General features: G+C 30.1%; 27 protein-coding genes. 24 read left to right on the top strand and 3 right to left on the bottom strand.

The annotated features are described in order from the left end of the window. Together AC5YF9_RS06785 and AC5YF9_RS06780 are read right to left on the bottom strand one after the other, a co-directional pair. Entirely contained in the window at positions 1-345 is a 345-nt protein-coding gene (locus AC5YF9_RS06785) for a DUF2794 domain-containing protein (protein ID WP_415303917.1), read from the bottom strand. Next, complete coding sequence (locus AC5YF9_RS06780) at positions 338-889, bottom strand: septation protein A (RefSeq protein ID WP_415303916.1); 552 nt, start codon at positions 887-889, stop codon at positions 338-340. Before AC5YF9_RS06780 ends, AC5YF9_RS06785 begins: the two co-directional genes overlap by 8 nt. 79 nt (positions 890-968) lie before the next feature. Between AC5YF9_RS06780 and hspQ the strand changes: the two genes are divergently transcribed. From hspQ to AC5YF9_RS06700, 16 genes are all read left to right on the top strand, one after another. Then, a complete protein-coding gene (gene hspQ / locus AC5YF9_RS06775; protein WP_415303915.1) occupies positions 969-1,289 on the top strand; it encodes a heat shock protein HspQ in 321 nt (106 codons plus the stop codon). A gap of 181 nt (positions 1,290-1,470) precedes the next feature. Next, positions 1,471-2,181, top strand: coding sequence for a heme ABC transporter permease CcmC (gene ccmC / locus AC5YF9_RS06770; protein WP_415303914.1), 711 nt, complete (start codon positions 1,471-1,473; stop codon positions 2,179-2,181). Continuing rightward, a complete protein-coding gene (locus tag AC5YF9_RS06765; protein WP_415286356.1) occupies positions 2,178-2,405 on the top strand; it encodes a hypothetical protein in 228 nt (75 codons plus the stop codon). Before ccmC ends, AC5YF9_RS06765 begins: the two co-directional genes overlap by 4 nt. Positions 2,406-2,415: 10 nt before the next feature. Then, the gene (gene ccmE / locus AC5YF9_RS06760; protein ID WP_415303913.1) at positions 2,416-2,835 is read left to right on the top strand and encodes a cytochrome c maturation protein CcmE; all 420 of its coding nucleotides are present in this window, start codon (positions 2,416-2,418) and stop codon (positions 2,833-2,835) included. 1 nt (position 2,836) lies between these two features. Beyond that, positions 2,837-4,720, top strand: coding sequence for a heme lyase CcmF/NrfE family subunit (locus tag AC5YF9_RS06755; protein WP_415303912.1), 1,884 nt, complete (start codon positions 2,837-2,839; stop codon positions 4,718-4,720). Further along, on the top strand, positions 4,710-5,231 hold the full coding sequence (locus tag AC5YF9_RS06750; RefSeq protein WP_415303911.1) for a DsbE family thiol:disulfide interchange protein: 522 nt from the start codon (positions 4,710-4,712) through the stop codon (positions 5,229-5,231). The genes AC5YF9_RS06755 and AC5YF9_RS06750 overlap by 11 nt, the downstream gene beginning before the upstream one ends. A 17-nt stretch (positions 5,232-5,248) precedes the next feature. Next, positions 5,249-5,608: a cytochrome c-type biogenesis protein gene (locus tag AC5YF9_RS06745; protein ID WP_415303910.1), complete on the top strand. Its 360-nt coding sequence runs from the start codon at positions 5,249-5,251 to the stop codon at positions 5,606-5,608. Further along, positions 5,609-6,106, top strand: a complete 498-nt coding sequence (locus AC5YF9_RS06740; protein WP_415303909.1) for an acyloxyacyl hydrolase — start codon at positions 5,609-5,611, stop codon at positions 6,104-6,106. Positions 6,107-6,115: 9 nt separating this feature from the next. Beyond that, complete coding sequence (locus tag AC5YF9_RS06735) at positions 6,116-7,282, top strand: alpha-hydroxy acid oxidase (protein WP_415303908.1); 1,167 nt, start codon at positions 6,116-6,118, stop codon at positions 7,280-7,282. Between the two features lie 59 nt (positions 7,283-7,341). Further along, positions 7,342-8,505, top strand: coding sequence for a pyridoxal phosphate-dependent aminotransferase (locus tag AC5YF9_RS06730; RefSeq protein ID WP_415303907.1), 1,164 nt, complete (start codon positions 7,342-7,344; stop codon positions 8,503-8,505). Between the two features lie 4 nt (positions 8,506-8,509). After that, positions 8,510-10,006, top strand: coding sequence for an FAD-linked oxidase C-terminal domain-containing protein (locus tag AC5YF9_RS06725; RefSeq protein ID WP_415303906.1), 1,497 nt, complete (start codon positions 8,510-8,512; stop codon positions 10,004-10,006). Beyond that, complete coding sequence (locus tag AC5YF9_RS06720) at positions 9,972-11,240, top strand: FAD-binding protein (RefSeq protein WP_415303905.1); 1,269 nt, start codon at positions 9,972-9,974, stop codon at positions 11,238-11,240. Before AC5YF9_RS06725 ends, AC5YF9_RS06720 begins: the two co-directional genes overlap by 35 nt. After that, positions 11,240-12,535, top strand: a complete 1,296-nt coding sequence (gene glcF / locus AC5YF9_RS06715) for a glycolate oxidase subunit GlcF (RefSeq protein WP_415303904.1) — start codon at positions 11,240-11,242, stop codon at positions 12,533-12,535. Before AC5YF9_RS06720 ends, glcF begins: the two co-directional genes overlap by 1 nt. A gap of 2 nt (positions 12,536-12,537) precedes the next feature. Then, complete coding sequence (locus AC5YF9_RS06710) at positions 12,538-13,491, top strand: 2-hydroxyacid dehydrogenase (RefSeq protein ID WP_415303903.1); 954 nt, start codon at positions 12,538-12,540, stop codon at positions 13,489-13,491. A 20-nt stretch (positions 13,492-13,511) separates the two neighbouring features. After that, a complete protein-coding gene (locus AC5YF9_RS06705) occupies positions 13,512-13,733 on the top strand; it encodes a hypothetical protein (RefSeq protein WP_415303902.1) in 222 nt (73 codons plus the stop codon). A 127-nt stretch (positions 13,734-13,860) separates the two neighbouring features. Next, entirely contained in the window at positions 13,861-14,367 is a 507-nt protein-coding gene (locus AC5YF9_RS06700) for a hypothetical protein (RefSeq protein ID WP_415303901.1), read from the top strand. Positions 14,368-14,500: 133 nt separating this feature from the next. Here AC5YF9_RS06700 and AC5YF9_RS06695 read toward each other — a convergent pair whose 3' ends face one another. Then, complete coding sequence (locus AC5YF9_RS06695; RefSeq protein WP_415303900.1) at positions 14,501-15,658, bottom strand: HupE/UreJ family protein; 1,158 nt, start codon at positions 15,656-15,658, stop codon at positions 14,501-14,503. On the opposite strand from AC5YF9_RS06695, the gene AC5YF9_RS06690 reads away from it, so the two are divergent. The 8 genes from AC5YF9_RS06690 (at position 15,594) to AC5YF9_RS06655 (ending at position 23,024) form a co-directional block, all read left to right on the top strand. Further along, the gene (locus AC5YF9_RS06690) at positions 15,594-16,421 is read left to right on the top strand and encodes a DUF4198 domain-containing protein (RefSeq protein WP_415303899.1); all 828 of its coding nucleotides are present in this window, start codon (positions 15,594-15,596) and stop codon (positions 16,419-16,421) included. The genes AC5YF9_RS06695 and AC5YF9_RS06690 overlap by 65 nt on opposite strands. 169 nt (positions 16,422-16,590) lie before the next feature. Next, positions 16,591-17,751, top strand: coding sequence for a TRAP transporter substrate-binding protein (locus AC5YF9_RS06685; RefSeq protein ID WP_496169881.1), 1,161 nt, complete (start codon positions 16,591-16,593; stop codon positions 17,749-17,751). Positions 17,752-17,844: 93 nt separating this feature from the next. After that, a complete protein-coding gene (locus AC5YF9_RS06680) occupies positions 17,845-18,429 on the top strand; it encodes a TRAP transporter small permease subunit (protein ID WP_415304934.1) in 585 nt (194 codons plus the stop codon). Beyond that, positions 18,419-19,780, top strand: a complete 1,362-nt coding sequence (locus tag AC5YF9_RS06675; protein WP_415294914.1) for a TRAP transporter large permease — start codon at positions 18,419-18,421, stop codon at positions 19,778-19,780. The genes AC5YF9_RS06680 and AC5YF9_RS06675 overlap by 11 nt, the downstream gene beginning before the upstream one ends. 10 nt (positions 19,781-19,790) lie before the next feature. Next, the gene (locus tag AC5YF9_RS06670) at positions 19,791-21,128 is read left to right on the top strand and encodes an amidase (protein ID WP_415304932.1); all 1,338 of its coding nucleotides are present in this window, start codon (positions 19,791-19,793) and stop codon (positions 21,126-21,128) included. Then, positions 21,118-21,297, top strand: coding sequence for a hypothetical protein (locus AC5YF9_RS06665; RefSeq protein ID WP_415278178.1), 180 nt, complete (start codon positions 21,118-21,120; stop codon positions 21,295-21,297). The genes AC5YF9_RS06670 and AC5YF9_RS06665 overlap by 11 nt, the downstream gene beginning before the upstream one ends. 13 nt (positions 21,298-21,310) lie before the next feature. Then, a complete protein-coding gene (locus AC5YF9_RS06660; protein ID WP_415303898.1) occupies positions 21,311-22,222 on the top strand; it encodes a DMT family transporter in 912 nt (303 codons plus the stop codon). Beyond that, a complete protein-coding gene (locus AC5YF9_RS06655) occupies positions 22,206-23,024 on the top strand; it encodes an alpha/beta hydrolase (protein ID WP_415303897.1) in 819 nt (272 codons plus the stop codon). The genes AC5YF9_RS06660 and AC5YF9_RS06655 overlap by 17 nt, the downstream gene beginning before the upstream one ends. Positions 23,025-23,029: the final 5 nt, after the last annotated feature.

The following is a 23,029-nucleotide window of genomic DNA, read 5'->3' as shown; positions in this document are numbered from 1 at the left end:
TTAATTTTTAAGCTTCTTCCAATTAGTGTTATTTAGCAACGCTTCTAGATCAAATGAGTTTTTTAAAACTTTACCGTTAGTATCTGTAATTAAATATTTCAGATTTTTATTACTTGGTTTAAAGTTTTTACAAATTTTATACAAAGCATTCTCGGCAGCATTTTTAAAGACGCTAAAACTCACTTGTCTAATGGAGATGTTTAAACCATAATCCTTCCAAGACCCTGCAGAAACCATTTTTGCATATAAGTCTAAAATAACCTTAAGCTCATTTTTTTCAAAAAATTGTTTTTCTTCTATTTGATTGTGAGGATTATTAATGACTAGTTTTAAGTTTCTATTCATCAAGCTTGTGTTTATTAATCAATGATATCTGAAATGCAGTAAAGACAAGAGTTATTGGTAACATTCCCCATACCTTAAAGTTGACCCAAAACTCTTCAGTTTGCGTTCTCCACACACACTCATTTAAGATCGCAAGACCAAAGAAAAAATACATCCATCTTTTGTTTAGTAACTCCCAACCAATATCAGTTAAGGCAATTGATTTACCCATAATTTTTTTAAGAACGGGCTCTTTTGTAAAATATTTTCCAAAAAATAAAGCAAGAGCAAATAATATATTTATGATTGTTGGTTTAACATAAAGAAAAACAGGATCATTAAAATAAATTGTCAGACCACCAAAAAAAGTAATTAAAATACCGCTTATTAAAGGCATCATAGGTATTTTTTTTTCAAGGAACCAAACCACAACTAGCGCTATTAATGTTGCAACTATAAGTGGTGGGATAGCAACTGCTAAATTTTTATCATTATTATAATAATAATAAAAAAATATAGCTAAAGGCCCAAAGTCTGTTGTAAATTTAAGAAATGATTTATTCACTTGACAGATATTAACATAATAAAAAAACATTTATATTTTTTTTATTGATTTTTATTTTTAAACCCCCATATTAATAGGTATGGAAATTCAAAAAGCTAAATTCTCAATAGGAGATATTGTAAAACATAAACATTTTGAGTTTAGAGGTGTAATTTATGACGTGGATTTCGAATTTAACAATTCTGAAGAATGGTACCAATCTATTCCAAAGAATGTTCGTCCAAAAAAAGATCAGCCTTTTTATCATTTACTTGCTGAAAATGATGAAATTACTTATGAAGCCTATGTTTCACAGCAAAATCTTCTTATGGATGATTCAGAGGACCCTATTAAACACCCTTTAATTGAAGAGATTTTTTCTGGTAGAAAAGGCTCTAGCTACTTTAAGCCCTCTAATTAATTCTTTTTTCTAACACAATTAACTCAAATCTTGGACACAGATTGTAGTTATATTTACTTATATTCTGGTCAAGAGTGTTAAATAACGTTTTTATCATTATTAACTCCCTCTACATTCTTGATCAGGATAACTTTCCATAATAAAAATTAAATTATCTTTTTTTAATATATATAATTTAAAAATGTTTAAATCTTTTGAGCCTAATAAAATTTTTGCAATCACTTCTAAGGCACCAAAGTATGTTTTGTTTTTATTTATTGTTGTTTTAACAATTGGTTTGACTGAAGCGCTTATTCTGTCTCCTGAAGACTATAAACAAAGTGATGCAGTAAGAATTATGTATGTTCATGTTCCAGCTGCATGGATATCACTTGGAATATTTTCAAGTTTAGCCTTGTTATCTGTTGGTAGTTATGTTTTTAAAAATAAAAATTTTGCTTTAATTGGCAAAAGTTTAGCACCTTCAGGATTTGTTTTTAATATTATTGCATTAGTTACAGGGTCAATTTGGGGTAAACCTACTTGGGGAACTTGGTGGGCTTGGGATGCAAGAATAACTTCTATGTTAATTTTAGCTTTGTTCTATGGAATGTATTTGTTGGCTTGGAGAATTTATGAGAATAAGGAAAAGGTAATAAAAGTCACCTCTTTAATTGCGATTTTGGGAGTTGTAAATATTCCCATAATTAAATTTTCTGTTGATTGGTGGAATACACTTCATCAACCAGCTTCAATTAATATCTTATCTAACAACACGGCAATTCACACGTCAATGCTGATCCCATTGGGCATTATGACTGCGGCATTTGCCCTTTTTTCATTACTCATTTTTTTGATGAAATATAATACTGAGCTGATAAAAGTTAAAAATAAAGGATTAGATAGATTATGATAAATGAAATAATTTCAATGAATGGATATGGAGCTTATGTATGGTCTGCTTTTTCATTTACATTGATTAGTTTTACAGCTTTATATTTTGTAACTAAATTACAACTTTTAAAAGAGCAAAAAAGATTTGCTTCTAAGTTTGGTTCTCTAAATGTGGAGAAAGCTAGAGCTGCAAGATCACAAAATATTAATAGAGAAATACTATCCAATACATCAAATATTTAACTAATAGACCATGTATGGTAAAAAGGTTAAATTACGATTTATATTCTTAGCTTTAATTTTAGCCTCAGTAATTTTAATAGTTTTTTTAATTTTACAATCATTAAAAGAAAACGTTGTATACTTTCAGTCTCCATCAGAAATAAAATCTTTAATAGAATTAGACAAAAAGAAGATAAGAATAGGAGGGATGGTTAAAGAACAGTCAGTTTTTATAAATTCTAATGAAGTTAATTTTATTATTACTGATTTTAAAAACGAGATTAATGTTATTTATTCAGGAGCTGTTCCAAATCTATTTGCTGAAGGAAAAGGAGTGGTTGCTGAAGGTTTTTTAAAGGATAAAAATTATTTTTTAGCTACTAAAATTTTGGCAAAACATGATGAAAATTATATGCCTCCAGAAGTTAAAGAAGCTATAGGAGATAAATAAATTGCTGGCTAATCAGATAGGTTACTATTCTTTAATTTTAGGGCTACTGCTTTCAGTTTTACTTTGTGGTGTTTCAATTAAAGACCTTAATAGTAGCAGTAAGCAAATTAACCAAAATATACTATCCTTATCTCTTCTGCAGTTAGTTTTTGTAATTGTAAGTTTTTTGAGCTTAATTTTGTCTTTTATAAACTCAGACTTTAGCAATGAGACTGTTTTTAATAATTCGCACACAACCAAACCATTATTTTATAAAATTTCAGGAACATGGGGAAATCATGAGGGAAGTCTATTGTTATGGTTATTAGTATTAACTTTATTTATTTTTCTATTTTTAATTAAATCAAGAGAACAGCCTAAAAAATATAGAATTCTAACTTCACTATTTCAGCAAGTAATAATTATCGGATTCTTTTTATTTGTATTAACAACATCCAATCCATTTAATTATTTATTTCCAATCCCTACAGAAGGTCTTGGTCTTAATCCAATTTTACAAGATCCAGCTTTAGCAATTCATCCACCAATTCTATATTTAGGTTATGTTGGTACATCTATAATATTTTCATCATCACTTGCAGCAGTTACTCAAAACTATATTTCAAAAGAATGGGGCCAACATATTAAAAAATGGGTTTTAGTCTCTTGGATTTTTTTAACTATAGGAATTATGCTTGGATCAATTTGGGCTTATTATGAGCTAGGATGGGGAGGTTTTTGGTTTTGGGACCCAGTTGAAAATGTTTCATTAATGCCATGGCTAGCGTTAACAGCATTATTGCACTGCATTATAGTATTGGAGAGAAGGGCTGCACTAACATCTTGGGTAGTTGTGTTATCTATTACAACATTCACCCTAAGCATGTGTGGAACCTTCTTGGTTAGATCTGGAATATTAAATTCTGTACATACATTTGCAAATGACCCTGCAAGAGGGATTTTTATATTAATTTTTTTATTTGTTTTAATTGTTTTGTCTTTAGGAATATTTTTTTTCTTTCATAAAGAAAGTAATAAAAACTCAAGTAATTTTTTTTGGCTTAGCAGAGAAACCTCAATCTTAATAAATAATTGGTTTATGATGTATTTTTTATCTGTTATTTTAATTGGTACAGTCTATCCAATTTTCCTAGACGTAATATCTAGTGAAAAAATATCAGTAGGGCCTCCCTTTTATCACAAATTAATAGCCCCTTTTTTAATACCATTTTTATTGTTCATGTCTCTTGGACCAAGGCTTAAGTGGATCAAATCAAAAATTGAAAATAAAAATTCACTAGTTATTACTTTTATAGTTTCAGTATTGTTAACATTTTTTATAGTTAAAAATTTGACAACTGACTTACTTTTTTACAGTATTTTAGTTTCATCAGCTTTTTTTCTATTCTTCACAACTTTGAAAGAATTTTTTACAAAAAAATTTAATAATATTTCTCAAACGATAGCGCACTTTGGTTTTAGTTTGTTGATATTAAGTATTTTATTTAACAGCATTTTATCCTCAGAAATTATAACCAACATAAAAATTGGTGAAAAATATAGCTATGTAAATGGTGAAATTTTTTTTAGAAAAACTGAAGAAAAAAAAGAAAGTAATTTTAATTCCATCATTGCTTATTTTGAAATAAAAGATGAAAATGGGAAAATTACTAAATTAAGACCTGAAATTAGAATTTATAATCAACCTATAATTATTACCAGTGAAGCAGATATAAAAACAACATTATTAGAAGATAAGTTTCTAGTAATGAATCTTGTAAAGGGTAATGAATATTTTAATATTAGATATCAAGTAAAGCCATTTATGATTTGGATTTGGATTTCAGTCTTGCTATTAAGTCTTGGTGGATTAATGAGTTTATTTAAAAAAAGATATGAAAAATAAGTTTAGCTTATTTATTATAATTACAGTTTTATGTTTTTGTTTTGTTATTTTTTACAAAGGACTAAATAATTCAAACACGTATGAACCTACAATTAAGGATAAAAAATATATACCTAACTTTGAAGCAATAGATTTTGATTCAAATATTTATATTGATTCAAAGAAAATTTTTGAAGAAGATACTTTTTATATAGTAAATATTTGGGCCTCTTGGTGTGTCCCGTGTAGGTTGGAACATCCTCTACTGATGGGATTAGGTAAAAATAAATCAGTTAAATTAATTGGTGTAAATTATAGAGATAACTTAGGTAATGCCAAAAAATTTATTAATGAATTTGGAAACCCTTATTCTCGAATTATAATTGATAATGACGGAACTTTGAGTGTTGAGTTTGGAGCTTATGGTGTGCCAGAAACATTCATAATTGATAAAAATAAAAGAATTATAAAAAAGTTTATAGGTCCAATTAATAAAGAAATAGTAGAAGAAATTAAATTGATTATTAAATGAAAATTTTAAAGATATTTATGATTATATTTTTATCAATTGGTTTTTCTCATCTAAAATCTGATGAAAAAAACAACGAATTGAAAAGTAAAATTTTAAAAAATATTCGATGTTTAATTTGTCAAGGGCAATCTGTTTATGATTCAGAATCAGAGTTTGCTTCTAGTATTAAACTAATTGTGGATAAAAAAATTAATGAAGGATTAAAAGAAGATCTAATATATAAATTTTTAAGAGAAAAGTACGGTGACTGGGTAATTTATGATCCAGGATTAAACAAAAAGACCTATTTTCTATGGTTATTACCGTTATTGTTATTTTTGTTTGGTGGTGCAATAATATATAAAAAAATAACAACCAATAAAAATAATAAAATTTAAATGAAGTATTATAAATATTTTTTTATCACTTTTTTTGCCCTACTTTCTTCAATAGTAAATTCAGAAGAAAATAGTTCTAAGTTTAATGTTTATTCAGGAATGTTTGATTTCAGTGATATTGGTAAAAAATCAACATTGATTGGTTTTCAGCATCAAAATGAAGATTTAAATAGAGATACATTTTTAGGCAATCTTTCTCCTATAACTGGAGCTTTAGTTACGGCAGATTCTGCAGCATATGTTTATACAGGTGTACAAGCACAATATACATTGGGTAAAATTAATTTTACTCCTAGTTTTGCTCCAGGACTTTATAGTAAAGGTAATGGAAAAGATCTTGGGCATGTCCTGGAGTTTAAAAGTGAACTTCAAATTTCATTAGACTTTTTTAGCAGCAGCCAGCTTGGCTTCTCTTATAACCACCTTTCCAACGCTAGTTTAGGAACTAAGAATCCAGGGGCAAATAGCTACATGTTTAATTTCTTTAAATCATTTTAAATTAAAATAATGAATTTAAAAGATTGTTATAACTTCAGTGACTTTAGAAGATTAGCAAAAAAAAGATTACCTTCTCCAATTTTTCACTACATAGATGGTGGGGCAGATGATGAGTCAACATTAAGAAGAAATACAGAATCTTTTAATGATTGTGATTTAATTCCCAATGTTCTAGCTAGTGTCGGTAAACCTGATCTTTCAACAACTATTTTTGGGAAAAAAATTGACATGCCAATTTTTCTCTCACCGACTGCAATGCAAAGACTTTATCATCATGAAGGAGACAGGGCATCTGCAAGAGCTGCTGAAAAATTTGGAACTTTTTATAGCATGTCTACTATGGCTAATAATACAATTGAAGATATTTCAGCTGTTTCAAATGGGCCAAAATTATTTCAACTTTACGTTCATAAAGATCAGTCAATAACAGATGATCTAATCGATAGATGTAGAGTGTCTGGCTTTAATGGTATGTGTTTGACAGTTGATACATTAGTTGCTGGAAATAGAGAAAAAGATCATAGAACTGGATTTACTACCCCTCCAAAACTTACTCTTCAAAGCTTAATGAGTTTTGCTATGAGACCTGAGTGGGTATTTAATTATTTTACTCATAAAAAATTTGAATTATCTAATGTTAAAAACAAAACAGATAAAGGAACAAATATTTCAAAATCAGTTATTGAATATATTAATGAACAATATGATCCGGCCATGAATTGGAAAGATGCAGAATATTGTGTTAAAAAATGGAACGGTCCATTTGCTCTTAAGGGAGTGATGTCAGTTGAAGACGCAAAAAGAGCAATAGATATTGGATGTACTGCAATTATGATTTCAAACCATGGAGGCAGACAATTAGATGGCTCAAGGTCACCCTTTGATCAAGTTAATGCAATTAGAGAGGCTGTTGGAGATAAATTGGAGATTATTTTAGATGGTGGTGTAAGACGTGGAACTCATGTTATAAAAGCTTTAGCAGCGGGTGCAACAGCATGTAGTTTTGGAAAAATGTTTTTATTTGCATTGAGTGCTGGGGGTCAACCAGGTGTAGAACGTCTATTGCAAAATATGCATGATGAAATTAATAGAAACATGATATTAATGGGTTGCAAGAATTTAAATGAATTAGATAGTTCAAAGCTAATTTATAGAAATAATTTTAATACTTATTAAAATTAGATATAAAAAAAATAAATTAAATTAAATAAATTAATAATATAGTTAAGCTTATTATGAAACTAGCAAAAAATTTACAAAGACTAGGAACTGAATCTGCATTTAGTGTGTTAGCTGAAGCAAAAAAATTAGAAGCACAAGGAAAACCAATGATCCACCTAGGTCTAGGTCAACCTGACTTTAAAACACCCCAACACGTAGTAGATGCAGCAAAAAAAGCATTAGATGAGGGTCATCATGGATACGTTTTATCAAACGGAATTTTAGAGTGTAGACAAGCTGTTACAAGAAAAATTAAAAAACTTTATAATAAAGATATTGATCCTGAAAGAGTATTGATAATGCCAGGTGGAAAACCAACAATGTATTATGCAATACAATGTTTTGGTGAACCAGGTGCAGAAATTATACATCCAACACCTGCATTTCCAATTTATGAATCAATGATTAATTATACGGGCTCAACAGCAGTTCCTTATGATCTAACAGAAGATAAAGACTTAAAATTTGACCCAGAAAAAATTCTATCTTTAATTACGGATAAAACTAGATTGTTAATAATAATTAACCCAAACAATCCAACGGGAAGCTTTGTTGAAAAATCTGTAATTGATGTATTAGCAGAAGGGTTGAAAAAATATCCACATGTAGCAATCCTTAGTGATGAAATTTATAGTAGACAAATTTATGATGGAAAAGAAATGCCAACATTTTTTAATTATCCCGAACTTCAAGATAGATTGATTGTTTTAGATGGTTGGAGCAAAGCCTACGCAATGACTGGATGGAGAATGGGTTGGAGTGTGTGGCCAGAAGAATTAATACCACATGTAAATAAACTAATTATTAATAGTGTTTCATGTGTTAATGCGTCATCACAATTTGCAGGAATTGCAGCTTTAGATGGACCAGATGATCCAATCCATGAAATGATGGTGAAATTTGACCAAAGAAGAAAATTAATACACAAAGGTTTAAATAATTTAACAGGAGTGGAATGTAGTTTACCTGGGGGTGCTTTTTATGCATTTCCAAAAGTAATAGGAACTGGGATGAATGGTTCAGAGTTTTCAAAAAAATGTATGCATGAAGCAGGAGTGGCAATAGTACCGGGGACAGCTTTTGGTAAAACTTGCCAAGATTACGTAAGATTTAGCTTTGCAGCGTCACAAGACAACATATCTAACGCATTGGAAAATATAAAAAAAATGCTAGGTTAATCTAATGAGTGAATTAGTTCTGCCAAAGATTAATAAAGAAACAATTTCTAAAAAAGAATACATCTTTAAGAATCTCGCAAAAATTATAAATCCCGAAAATGTTTTAAGTCACGCAGATGAAATTAAGCCTTATGAAACTGATGCACTGGCCGCATATACACAAACCCCTTTAGCGGTTGTAATGCCAGAAAATACTCAAGAGGTAAGTGATATTTTAAAATTTTGCCATGCAGAGGATATAAAGGTTGTACCAAGAGGAGCGGGTACAGGACTTTCAGGTGGAGCATTACCGTTAAATGATGCAATTCTATTAAGCCTTGGAAAATTTAATAAAATTATAGAAATTGATTTTGAAAACAAATGTGTGGTTACTCAGCCAGGTATGACAAATTTAGGAATAACTCATGCTGTACAACATAAAAATTTTTATTATGCACCTGACCCATCTAGCCAACTAGCCTGTTCGATAGGAGGTAATGTTGCTGAAAATTCTGGTGGTGTTCATTCATTAAAATATGGAACAACTACTAATAATATTTTAGGTGTTGAAATGGTTATGATGGATGGAACTATTTGTAGAATTGGTGGAAAAACTCTTGATCAAGAAGGATACGATCTAATGGGATTAATTTGTGGTTCAGAAGGATTGCTAGGAGTAATTACTGAAGTCACAGTTAAAATTTTAAAAAACCCACAAATAGTTAAAGCAGCATTAATAGGTTTTTCTACAATCGAAGAAGGTGGGAATGCAACTTCAGAAATTATAGCTAGTGGGATTGTTCCAGCAGGCATGGAGATAATGGATAAAGTTTTAATAGAAGCAACAGATAATTTTAGTAAAGCAGGCTACCCAAGAGATGCGGAGCTTTTATTAATTGTTGAATTAGATGGAACAGAATCTGAAGTAGATGAATTATTAAAGCAAGTTAGTAGCATTTGTAAAAAAAATAATTGCTCAAGTCTAAAATTAAGCAAAAATGAAAAAGAAAGACTATCATTTTGGGCAGGCAGAAAAGCTGCATTTCCAGCATGTGGGGCTATGGCGCCAGACTACTATTGCATGGATGGTTCTATCCCAAGAGGAAAACTAACAGAAGCTTTACTAGAAATAAAAAGACTATCTGAAAAGTATGAATTACCAGTAGCAAATTGTTTTCATGCTGGTGATGGAAATTTACACCCACTAATAATGTTTGATGGAAGTGATAAGGAACAATTAAGAAAAACAGAAGAATTTGGTGCTGAAATTTTAAAGGCTTGTGTAAGACTTGGAGGAGTTATTACTGGAGAGCATGGTGTGGGAATAGAAAAAAGAGAACTAATGTGTGAAATGTTTAATAATGATGATATTCAACAGCAACTAGATATCAAATCATCATTAGATGAAAAAAATTTATTAAATCCCGGAAAAGTTTATCCAATATTGAGAAAATGCGCAGAGGAAGGAAGGGTACATGTCCACAGAAATGAAAAAAAATTCCCAGATCTTCCAAGATTCTAGTAATACTTATTATCCTGAAGATGAACTCCAAGTTTCAAATATAGTTAAAGAGCTCTATAAAAAAAACGAACCAACGGAGCTAATAGGCACAAGTTCAAAAAGTTTTATTGGTAATAAAATTCAGTCAGCAAAAAAATTATCTCTTTCTAAATTATCAGGAATAATAGAATATTTACCTGAAGAGCTTTATATTAAAGTTAAAGCAAATACTCTACTAGAGGTGGTTGAAAAAGAATTAGAAAAAAATAATCAGGAGCTAGCCTTTGAGCCTATTGATTTTGGATTTATTGAATCTGGAAAATCAAACAAAGGAACTATAGCGGGTCACTTATCTTGTAATTTTGCCGGCTCAAGAAGGTTTAAAGTGGGCAGTATAAGAGATCATATTTTGGGCTTTAGAGGTGTGAATGGCAAAGGTGATATAATTAAATCAGGTGGAACAGTCGTAAAAAATGTTACGGGTTATGATTTGTCAAAACTTGTTACAGGATCTTTTGGAACGTTAGTTGCATTAACCGAAATTACATTAAAAGTTTTACCTAAAAAAAAATCATCCAATACAATTACAATTAATACTGATGATAAAAAATTAGTTAATGAATTATTTGAAAAAATTTCAAGTTCTAGCAGTGAAGTTTCTGGAGCAGTTTATATTCCTGAGGAGCCAAAAGATGAAAGTTATGATCATAACAAAGAAATGGTTTTTAAATTTAATGATTTAGAAAATAAAGGCTCATTTGTAGCATTAAGAATAGACGGAGATAAAATATCAATAGATGAAAAAATAAAAACTTTAACTGATGAATTAGAACTTAACAAATTGAATATAACTATTTTAGATGTTCATCAATCAACTCCATTTTGGATAAAAATAAATAATCTTGAATTATTTAAACAAACAAAAAATAACTTATTGAGAGTAGTAATACCTCCTTCAAAAGGCAAAAAGCTAATGCAATATCTGGGTGATAAGTATAAATATTATATTGATTGGTGTGGCTCATTATACTGGATAGAAGTTCAGTCTAAAAAGAACACTAAGGTTGGAGAGATTAAAAATTTAATTAAGGAACTTGGGGGTTATTTAACTATTATAAAGACATCAAATGAATATGATTACGAAGAAATGATCTTTACCGTAGATGATACAAGGCTTTTAATCTCAGAAAAAATTAAAAAAAGTTTTGATCCTAAAAGAATTTTTAATCCTGGAAAGATGTATAGAGGAATTTAATGCAAACTAATTTTACGAAAAAACAATTACAAAATAACGACAACGCATCTACTGAAAAAATATTTAAAAAATGTGTTCATTGTGGTTTTTGTAATGCTACCTGTCCTACTCATCAAATATTTGGTGATGAATTAGATGGACCAAGGGGTAGAATTTATTTAATCAAAGACATGTTGGAAAATCAAAAAAAACCAACAGCAAAGACAGTAAAACATATAGATAGATGCTTATCTTGTTATAGCTGCATGACCACTTGCCCTTCTGGTGTAAACTACATGCATATTATTGATCATGGTAAAAAATACATTGAAAAAAACTACAAAAGATCTTTTTTTGATAGAACAATTAGGAGTTTTTTATCAGTAGTATTACCAAATACAGGATATTTTAGACTGGCTAGCTATATGGTAAAACTAGCAAAACCCTTTCAATTTTTAATGCCATTAAAAATAAAAGACATGATGGGTTTAATGCCTACAAGTTTTCCTAAAAAAACTTTAAAACAAAAAGAAATTTATTCTGTGACTGGTCAAAAGAAGATTTCAAGAGTTGCACTTTTAACTGGATGTGTCCAAAAAGAAATCTCTCCTCAAATAAATGAGTCAACTATCCGTCTTTTGAACAGACACGGTGTTGAAGTAATTGTGCCTAAAAAAATAAGATGCTGTGGATCTTTAAATCATCATTTAGGAAAAGAAGATGATGCACATCAAGATTTTAGAAACAATATTAACACTTGGTATGCTGAACATCAAAAAGGTAATTTAGATGCAATTTTATCTAACACATCTGGCTGTGGTACTACAATGAAAGACTATGGGTTTATCTTTAAAGATGATGAACAAATGAAAAAAAAAGCCAAGGTAATATCTGAATTAACAAAAGATGTTTCAGAATATTTAAGCGAAAGTATAAAATTAAATTTTATAGCAAAAGGTAAGAAGTATAAGATTGCCTATCATTCAGCTTGTTCAATGCAACACGGACAAAAGGTACACGACCAACCTGTGTCCTTATTAAACAAAACAGAAAATGAAATCATGGAAATTCCAGAGGGACATATTTGTTGTGGATCAGCTGGTACATATAATATTTTACAAACTGAAATTGCCAAAGAATTACTAAACAAAAAAGTAAAAAATATTGAAAGTTTGAAGCCAGATTTTATTTCAACAGGGAACATAGGTTGTATTACTCAAATTTCTAATGGAACCAAAACTCCAATTTTACATACTATTGAAGTATTAGATTGGTATACTGGTGGTCCAAAACCAAAAATATTACAAAAGAATTAATTATGAAAAAAATTATAATTACGAGAAGATTATTAAAAGCATCTGAGGAAAAAGCTTCAAAAACATTTGATGCAAAGCTTAATGGCAATGATGAATTATATTCTCAATCAAAGCTTATTGAATTAAGTGAAGGTCATGATGCAATATTAACTTCTTTAACTGATAAAATGGATGAAGAGACCATAAACAAACTACCAGAAAGTATTAAGGTAATTTCTAATTTTGCAGTCGGTTTCGGAAATATTGATTTAGAAGCAGCCAAAAAAAGAGGAATAGCAGTAACTAATACACCAGAGGTTTTATCTGATGCTACAGCAGAGATTGGAATTTTATTAATTCTTGGAGCATGCAGAAGAGTTCCGGAAGGTATTCAAGCTGCAAAAGAAAGTAACTGGAAATGGTCAGCAGACTATTTGATAGGAAAACAGTTAACAGGCTCAAGACTTGGAATTTTAGGAATGGGAAGAATAGGACAAAAGATTGCAAAAATAGCAAAATCTTTAGGTATGATTATTCATTATCATAATAGATCAAAACTAACTGAAGAAAAAGAAAATGGTGCAATTTATCATGATAGCATCAAAAGTCTTTTCGGAGTTTCAGATGTATTGTCAATTTGTTGCCCTGCAACAAAAGAAACAGAAAATTTAATTAATAAAGAAACATTAGAATATTTTCCAAAAGGTGCTGTGATTACCAACGTAGCTCGTGGAGATATTGTTGATGATGAAGCCTTAATTGATGCACTAAATAGAAGAAAAATTTATGCAGCAGGATTAGATGTTTATAAGGGTGAGCCAAACTTAAATCCTGGTTATCTTAAAATAAAAAGTGCTTTCATATTACCCCATCTTGGAAGCTCGACTAAACACACAAGAATTGCTATGGCTAATCTAGCTATAGACAATATTGACGAGTTTTTTAAAACAGGAAATTGCAAAAATAAAGTGAATTAGTTTCTTTGTAAGTTTCAATTATGAATAAAGTTATTTTGCCTAGACAAAAAGCGATAACTATATTTTTAGTATTTGCCCTTGGTTATTATATTTCTAACTTGTTAAGAGCTATCACTACAAAGATGGGTAACCTTACAATCAAGTCGAAAATAAATAGAGAAACTGAAGTTCCATCAGAAAAGGTAAACCTTTATATTCCTCCAGAGAAATGTTGTGTGTATGAAGATGAAAAATTAATATAGATAGGTTTAAAACCTACTATTTACATGCTTATTTACCGTATATATTAAGTCATCAGTTAAGGTATAGTTAATTTATGAATTTTAGACAAACCAAACTTAAAGAAAAATTATTTCCACTGGATTAAACATGGTTTCAAATGTTACTAAAAAACTTAATTTAAGTACTGAAGATCTAAAAAGACAAAAAAACATAATTAGCAAATTAAACCTAACAAAACTTCCTTTTGATATATCGCCGGATAGAATGTGTGCTCTTAACTTAGAAATGGCCAGACATTCAAGTGCTGTCTTAAAGTACCAGGAGGATAAATCTGGTATTAAATGGATTTTTTCTTCAATTAAAAAATATAAAGTTTTTTTAATAATATTTGAATCTAATGAGTTAGGAGAAGAGATATATAAAGAAAAAATTTCTAGCAAGCTACCAGAGTATTCTTATAAAACAGTTGCTCAAATAGTTGATGATGGAATAAAATTAAATTTTTTTATTAAATTGGATGCAAGATCAAAAACAACAACAGATCAAAAAATTAGGAATGTTAGACCTTCAGAGGAAGTTATTATTGAATTTATAAACTGGAAAATTGACTTACTAGCTTCTTTAATGAAATTCAAACAAGATTTAATCAATTAGGGTTAGTGCAATACCAACCCTAAATTTAAGGGTTTTTAACGATTATAATATTTAATTATAATCAAGAGTTGTTTATTTAAAAAAAATGCCTTTAAAAACTAGAATTACTCACGGTAATTTTTTGCTTATAATATTAAAAAAATAATCTTTGGATAAACCAATAAAAGCCAATAAATGCAATAATCATTGAAATCGGTTTAGTAACTCTATTTTGGTACCATGATTTTTTTTGGAATAATAGTGCAATTAAAATATATGACAAAATAATTACACTGATTTGACCAAGCTCAACTCCAACATTAAAAGAAATTAAACTTGAAATAAATAGGTTTGTTGAAATTCCAATTTCATTTAAAACTCCCGCAAAACCCAAACCATGAAGTAGACCAAAAATAAAAATTATATAGGGTCTTGTTCTTCTTATACTTTCAGTGAACAAATTTTCAATTGCTATAAAGCAAATAGATAGAGCAATGATTGGTTCAATAATAATTGCTGGAATTGTTATTATTTTTAGTGCACCCAAGAACAAGGTAATTGTGTGAGCTAAAGTAAAAATTGAAACTTGTAAAACTAAAGGCCTCAGTTTTGGAGATAAAAGAAATAGCGCTAGTACAAATAAAATGTGATCTAAACCTTTTGGTATAATGTGCTTAAATCCTAGCAAGCTATATTCTTTAACATTTTGAAAAAGTCCCACCTCTATTTTATTCTTTATACTAAACCATTTAGATTGCTTACCCCCCTCAATCAATTCAGTATAGAGAGGTTTATTATGAATTGAATTAATACGTAAAATAATTGATCCTAAATTTTTATCCCAATAAAATTTAAATCGTTCTTCTTTAATATTTTGAATATCAAAAGTAACAATAGTGTCTCTAATTATGTCAGTATTACCCACTTCTGGTATGACTACGCTTATCAAGGTTAATTTTAAATTTGAAATATTGGATGTTAAATTAATTTTATTACCAAAATTTTTGATCTTAGAGTTAAATTGATTTAGTAAAATTACTGGGCTCATCCTCCTTAAATCCTTATATTCTTCAGATTTTTCAGAATCTTCTGTGTTAGAATGCTTTGTTTCTATGCCTGCAATAATAGCTTCTAAATTTAATTGGATTGATAGATTTGCGTTTGTGATATTATCTTCCTCATAAATATTAAGATTTGCAATTGCTGGACGCAGTTCGTGAGCATAAGATGATTTAATAAAGAATAGTATGAATATAAATATCTTAAAAAATATTAATTTATTAAAGCAGGTTCTATATTTATTTGTAATCATATTTTTAGTAACTTTTTTAAAAATTAAAGTACATGCGCACGAGTTATGGCTTGAACCAATTAATTTTAATTTTAATAACAAGGAATTATTTAAAACTAATATTAATATTGGTCAAGATTTTATGGGTTCTCCTTTTGGGTTTTATAGCCCAAATAAAAAAAACCTATATTTAGAAAATAGAAATAAAGTAACAAAATTATCACAGAGGGATGGAGATTTTCCAGCAATTCAAATGTTAATTTCAGAGCAAGGATTTCATGTTCTAAACTATGAAACTAATAACGAATTCTTAAAGTATGACTCTGTTGAAAAGTTTGAAGATTTTGTAAAAGAACAGGGCCTTCAAAACACTATAGATAAGTTTGATAGAAATAAAATTCCTACAGAAAATTATAGAAGGTTTGCAAAAGTATTAATTACTGATGGAAATAAAGGTTTTTTTATTCAAAAATCAAAATTAGATTTTGAAATTATTGCCTTGAGCACACCTTACAAACTTAAGAATAGTTTTTTTAAATTTCAACTTTTTGAAAAAAATAAGCCATTAGGAAACTGGCAAATTACTATTTTTAGTAAAGATGAAAATAATACTTATAAAGAAAAGATCAAAACCAATTCAAATGGAGTAGGAAAAATAAGAACTATTGAAAATAGAACTTATTTATTAAGTGCTGTTAAGCTAAATAAAGCAAATTATTTCCAAAAACTTAAATTCAAATCAGATTGGTTTAGTCTATGGGCAAGCCTAGTGATAAAAAAATAAAACATTTAAATACACTTTTTGGTTGTATACATCTTTGTTTTTGACTAAATTTTTTACACCAACAGGTCTATATGGCACAACTTGGGGTTAACTATTCCGTAGACAGCTACATCTAACTGCGGGTAATATAAGTACAGTTAATTAACTAATATAATAAGGGAGAGAAATAATGATTAAAGATAAAAAATCTTTGAAGACTACAACACCTTCGAGACGTAAGTTCTTTAAAGCGGCAGCAGTCACAGGTGCAGCAGCAGCAACAGCTGTAGCAATGCCTAATATTGCAACTGCAGGATCTCACGCTACTGTATTAAAGATGCAAGCTGCTTGGCCTTCAGGCGCAAACATCTTTTTTGAAATGGCGCAAGACTACTGTAACATGGTTAGTGACATGTCTGGTGGATCACTTAAGATTGATCTTCAACCTGTTAACTCAATCGTTAAAACTTCAGAAATTGGAGCAGCGGTAAGTGATGGAATAGTTGATATGGGTCACTGGGTGACAGCATATTGGTATGGTAAAAACGCTGCAGCTTCACTATTTGGAACTGGTCCTTCATACGGAATGTCATCTCAAGAAGTTATGGGATGGATGGAACGTGGTGGTGGAAGAAAACTATATGAAGAAGCAGTAGCTAGTGTTGGATATAACTACACTGGATTCTTTCATATGCCTATGCCAGCACAACCTTTCGGTTGGTTCAAAAAGAATGTAACTAAAGTATCTGATGTTAAAGGTATGAAGTATAGAACGGTTGGTCTAGCGACTAACGTTTTAACTGCTATGGGAATGGTCGTAAGACAATTACCAGGTGGTGAGATCCAACCAGCAATGAAAACTGGTTTGATTGATGCTGCTGAGTTTAACAACCCAACATCAGACTCACAGTTTGGAATGCAAGATGTCTCTAAACACTATCACTTAGGAAGTTTCCACCAATCTCAAGAGATGTTTGAAATTCCTATGAATACGAAGAGACTAAAAAGCCTTTCACCTGCTCATCAAGCTATCTTAAAAAACGCTGCTTATGCTGCGAATACAGATAACTACTTCAAAGCACTTGTTAGATATTCTGACAGTTTAGCTATGTTGATGAACGAGCATAAGGTTAATGTTTACCAAACGTCTGATGCTATTTTAGCTGAGCAGTTAAAAGGGTGGGATAAAATTGTTGGAGAGTTCTCTGCAAAAGATGCATTCTTCAAGAAGGTTATCGATTCTCAAAAAGCATATGCTAAGAAAGTAATGAAGTACTTGCTGATGAATCAGCCTAATTACAAACTAGCTTATGAAAATGAGTTTGGTCCAATTGGAAAAGTTAAAATCTAATTAGCTTTTAAATAATTTAAAAGAGGGGAGTTTTGGCTCCCCTTTTTTTATAGTACAGTTTTTAAAAAATTAGGGTATTCTATTTAAATCATGATGAGAGCTTACATAAAATTTGCCGACACATTAAGCACTTCAATAGGTAAGGCTTTTTCTTGGTGTATTGTCATTTTAATGGGTGGAACTTGCTATGAAGTAACAATGGCATATATATTTAACAAACCAACACTTTGGAATTTTGACTTTAGTATGCAGATGTATGGTGCAATATTGATGATGTCAGGAGCTTATTGTTTGGCAACGGAATCTCATGTCAGAGGAGATGTGATTTACAGATTATTCAAACCAAGAACACAAGGTTGGATTGATTTAATACTTTATTTTATTTTCTTTTTTCCTGGCGTAATAGCTTTAGCATTTTATGGATTTGAATATGCGGCACTTGCTTGGAAGATAAAAGAAACTAGCTGGAGTAGCCCAGCACAGATTAATATTTATATGGCAAAATCTTTGATACCAGCAGCAGGAGTATTCTTAACCATACAAGGAGTTGCTGAAGTATTTAGATCAATCATTTGTATTAAAACGGGACATTGGCCTGCAAGAATGGTTGTTGCAGAAGAAACAGAACAAATTTTAATGAGAACAGCTCAGGACGAGGATCAAAAAGATGTTATTTAGTTTAACAAATCCGGAAGTAGCTATCTTCATGATGGGGATATTTTTATTTGCAGTACTATTAGGTTTTCCAATTGCATTTACTCTAATGGCGATGGGAATAGGCTTTGGATATTATGCTTATTATGATCCTGTTTTAATGGATCATATTTTTGATAATAGAATATTTTCATTATTTGTAAAAAATACCTACACAGTTATGGACAATAATGTTTTGACTGCAGTCCCACTCTTTTTATTTATGGGGTATTTAGTTGAAAGAGCTGGAATTGTATCAAAATTATTTTTTGCCATAAGACTTGCAGCTCATAGATTGCCAGCTTCAATGGCAGTAGCTGCATTAATAACTTGTACTTTATTTTCTACAGCAACTGGAATTATTGGTGCTGTTGTAACCTTAATGGGCTTACTTGCTTGGCCCGCAATGGTTAAAGCAGGATATGATAAAAAATTTGCATCAGGAGTAATTTGTGCTGGGGGATGTCTGGGTATTTTAATACCACCAAGTATTATGTTAATTGTGTATTCAGTGATTGCACAATTATCACCTTTAAGATTATTTGCTGCAGCAATTTTCCCAGGACTTTTACTTGCAAGTTTATATATAGCTTATGTTGTAATCAGAGCTTGGATAAATCCATCAATTGCACCCAAGCCAGATGCAGCGGACATTCCACCAAGAGCAGAGATTTTAAAAGAAGTACTAGTTTCTTTTGTCCCTCTTTTTGGGTTAATAATGTTAGTACTTGGAACAATTTTAGCAGGCATAGCTACGCCAGCTGAGGCTGCAGCAGCAGGAGCATTTGGAGCAATACTCTTATCCTGGTTTTACAAAACTCTTAAGTGGCAAAGTTTTAAAGAATCTGTCTTTCTAACAGCAAAAACCACAGCAATGATTATGTGGTTATTTATTGGTTCATGGACTTTCTCTTCAGTCTTTTCTTATTTAGGTGGTCATGAAATTTTTGAGCATTTTTTCAAATCAATAGAAATAACAACTTGGCAATTCTTAATTATTACACAAATAATAATTTTTCTTTTAGGATGGCCGTTAGAATGGACTGAAATCTTAATTATATTTGTACCAATATTTTTACCGTTACTTGAGGTATTTGATGTTAATCCATATTTCTTTGCAATGTTGATTGCTCTTAATTTACAAACATCTTTTTTGACACCGCCCATGGCCATGTCTGCCTATTATTTAAAAGGTGTACAAAAAAACAATGTTGAGCTGATGGAAATATTTGCAGGAATTATGCCATTCTTGGCCATAGTAATATTTGCAATGTTCCTTATGTATATGTTTCCAGGTATTGCTTTGTGGCTACCAGAAACATTATTTGCAAACTAGGTAATTTAAAATTATGAACATATTTTCTCTTACAACTAATAAGTTAGTAGAACATTTAAAAACAGGCCAAATTTCCTCTGTAGAAGTTTGTACACAATATATTGAAAGAATTGAAAAATTTGAAAAAGATATCAATGCTTGGGAATATTTTGATAAAAAAAAACTTTTAGAAAAAGCAGAAGAAGCGGATGAATACAGAAAATCAGGAAAGCCCCTAGGTTCTTTACACGGCCTACCAATTGCAGTTAAGGATATAATAGGTACTTTTGAAATGCCTACTGAATGTGGAACTCCATTACGAAAAAAAATGCCAAGTTCTCAAGATTCTGAAGTTGTTAATTTACTTAAAATTGCAGGAGCAATAGTTATGGGAAAAACTGTAACTACAGAACTTGCATATTTTCACCCAGGAAAAACTACTAACCCACACGATAATTCAAGAACACCTGGTGGATCTTCAAGTGGTTCTGCAGCTGCAGTTGCAGCTCATATGGCACCACTATCAATTGGATCACAAACTAATGGATCAATTATTAGACCAGCTTCTTATTGTGGGGTTGTTGGGTACAAACCATCTTATGGACTAATCTCTCGAAGTGGAGTTTTAAAACAGTCAGACAAGCTAGATCACATTGGTGTTTTTGGAAAAACAGTTGAAGATGTTGCCTTATTAACAAAAACATTAATTAAAAAAGATTTATACGATAGTTCAACTATTCATTATTCATCTGATGAAATGTTAAAAGTTTGTAAAAAAGGACCATTATATGAACCAAAATTTATCTTTTACAAAACCAAAAATTGGAAAAATGTAGATAAAGAATCTCAAAAGTCTTTTGAGTTTTTTATAAAAACATTCAAAAAAAATATTGAAGTATTTGATACACCATCATATTTTGAAGATATTCCAAAATATCATAAAATAATTCATGAAACAGATATGGCTAATAATTTTCAAGGTTATTACAAAAAATCTAAGAAAAAACTTTCTAAAGAAATGGTTGGCGCCATCGAAAGAGGTTTAAAATACACAGCAAAAGATTATGTTGAAGCAATGGACTTTATGAAAAGAAGTTATGAATCCTTTAAAGAAGTGTTTGAGGACTATCATGGTGTGTTAAGCCCATCCACAACTGGGGTTGCACCTAAGGGTTTAAAGAGTACAGGCAGCCCAGAATTCTGCACTACCTGGACTTATATGGGTTTACCTTCTATTTCATTACCTTTACTTACAGGTGCTAATAATTTACCATTAGGAGTTCAGTTAATTGGAGACAAGCTAGATGATTTAAGATTTTTAGGTGTAGCCAATTGGTTAGAAAAAAATTGTAAAAAATATGCTAAATAATATAACAAAATTTCTAGGTACTTTTCTTGCAGCAATTTTTCTTATCGGTTTAGCAACCACATTGACAAGATCATCAATGATAGGTTTTTGGGATGTGTTGCCAGTATTTATTTTGATGGCTATTGCAATTTTTATGATGGTCTACGAAGCCTTTTTCGACAAAAACTAATTTTCTACTTGTAGTGAATAATTCTAAAAATAATTATTTACCTTTTCTATTATTATTTATCCAACCAATTTTTATGGCTAGCAATTTGATAGTTGCAAGAGGAGGAGTTGAGTATGTACCACCAATTTCTTTAGCTTTTTGGAGGTGGGCAGCTGTCTTCTTAATGTTGCTCCCTTTTACTTTTATCTCATTAAAAAAAAATTTTAAATTTGTAAAAAAAGAATACAAAAGAATATTTTTTATTGGATCAATGGGCTGTGGTGTTTGTGGAGCTTTTCCATTTTTAGCAGGACAAACGACGACTGTTACTAATATGGGAATTATTTATTCATCATCTCCAATATTTATAATTCTAATCTCCTGCATCTTTTTTAAAGAAAAAATAAATTTTCTTAGAATTGTTGGTCTGGCTTCTTGTTTAATAGGTGTTTTTGCTATCATTATTAAAGGTGATTTATCTCTGTTAATTAGCCTTAAATTTACAATTGGTGATTTATGGATGCTAGCTTCTTCTATTGGGTGGGCTCTCTACTCTATTTACTTATTTTACTGGAAAACTAATTTAAAAATTTTTGATAGATTTACTTTGATTGCTTTTTTCGGTGTAGTGAGTTTGCTTCCATTTTATTTAATAGAAGAGACTTTCTTTGTAAGAACTGTTTTTAATTCAGACTTTTTTATGTGGGTTTTATTTGCAGCTATCTCACCAGGAATTATAGCTTTTACGTTATATACAATGGCCCAGAAAAGTCTTGGAGCATCAATTACTGGTTTCACTTTATATATATTTACCGTCTACAGTGCTATTTATGGTTATTTATTTTTTAATGAGCAGTTAGAGCATTATCATTATTTAGGAACAGTCTTAGTTTTTGGTGGAGTTTATTTAGTTAAAAAAAAAGGTAAATATGAAAAAAAAAATTAAAGAGTATTTATTGAAAATAATTTTAATTATAACGGTAGCATACTTTTCTTTACTTTTTATTATATTTATATTTCAACGAAACTTATTATACGAGCCAAAAGAAAATAATTACTTTGGTGACGAATTAAAAGTTAAAATAGAAAAAGTAAAAATTAAGACGAGTGATAATTTTGAATTACTTGGATGGTTTCATGAAAAAGATCTTAGCAATTTTAAAACTTTAGTTTTCTTCCATGGTAATGCAGGAACATTAGAAAATAGAATACATAAAATTAATCATTTTAAAGACATGAATATAAATTTTCTAATAATTTCTTGGAGAGGATTTAGTGGAAACTTAGGCAAACCATCAGAAAAAGGTCTATATGAAGATGGTGAAAGTGCAATTAATTGGTTAAAAAGAAAAGGTCTTAAAGATAATGACATTGTTCTGTATGGTGAGTCTTTAGGTACTGGGATCGCAACTCATGTTGCTCAAAACCATAAATTTGCAGGCGTTATACTAGAATCTCCATTTACATCTATGGTTGACGCAGCAAAAAATGTGTATCCATATTTTCCAATTAGATTTTTACTTAAAGATAAATACGAAAGTGATAAAAAAATTAAAAATCTTAAGTCCCCAATTCTGATTATGCATGGAGAAGAAGATAAAATAGTGCCATTTTGGATGGGTAAAAAGATGTACAAGCTTGCTAATGAGCCAAAATATTCTTATTTTTCTGAAAAAGATAATCACATGATGGAATATAATGAAAAAATGATTCTAGTTTTGAAAGAATACTTAAAGAGTTTAAATTAAGCCAC

It is taken from the genome of Candidatus Pelagibacter sp. uisw_098 (genome assembly GCF_059512505.1).
The sequence above is the reverse complement of the archived record's forward strand: the minus strand, read 5'-3'. Positions and strand labels throughout refer to the sequence as shown.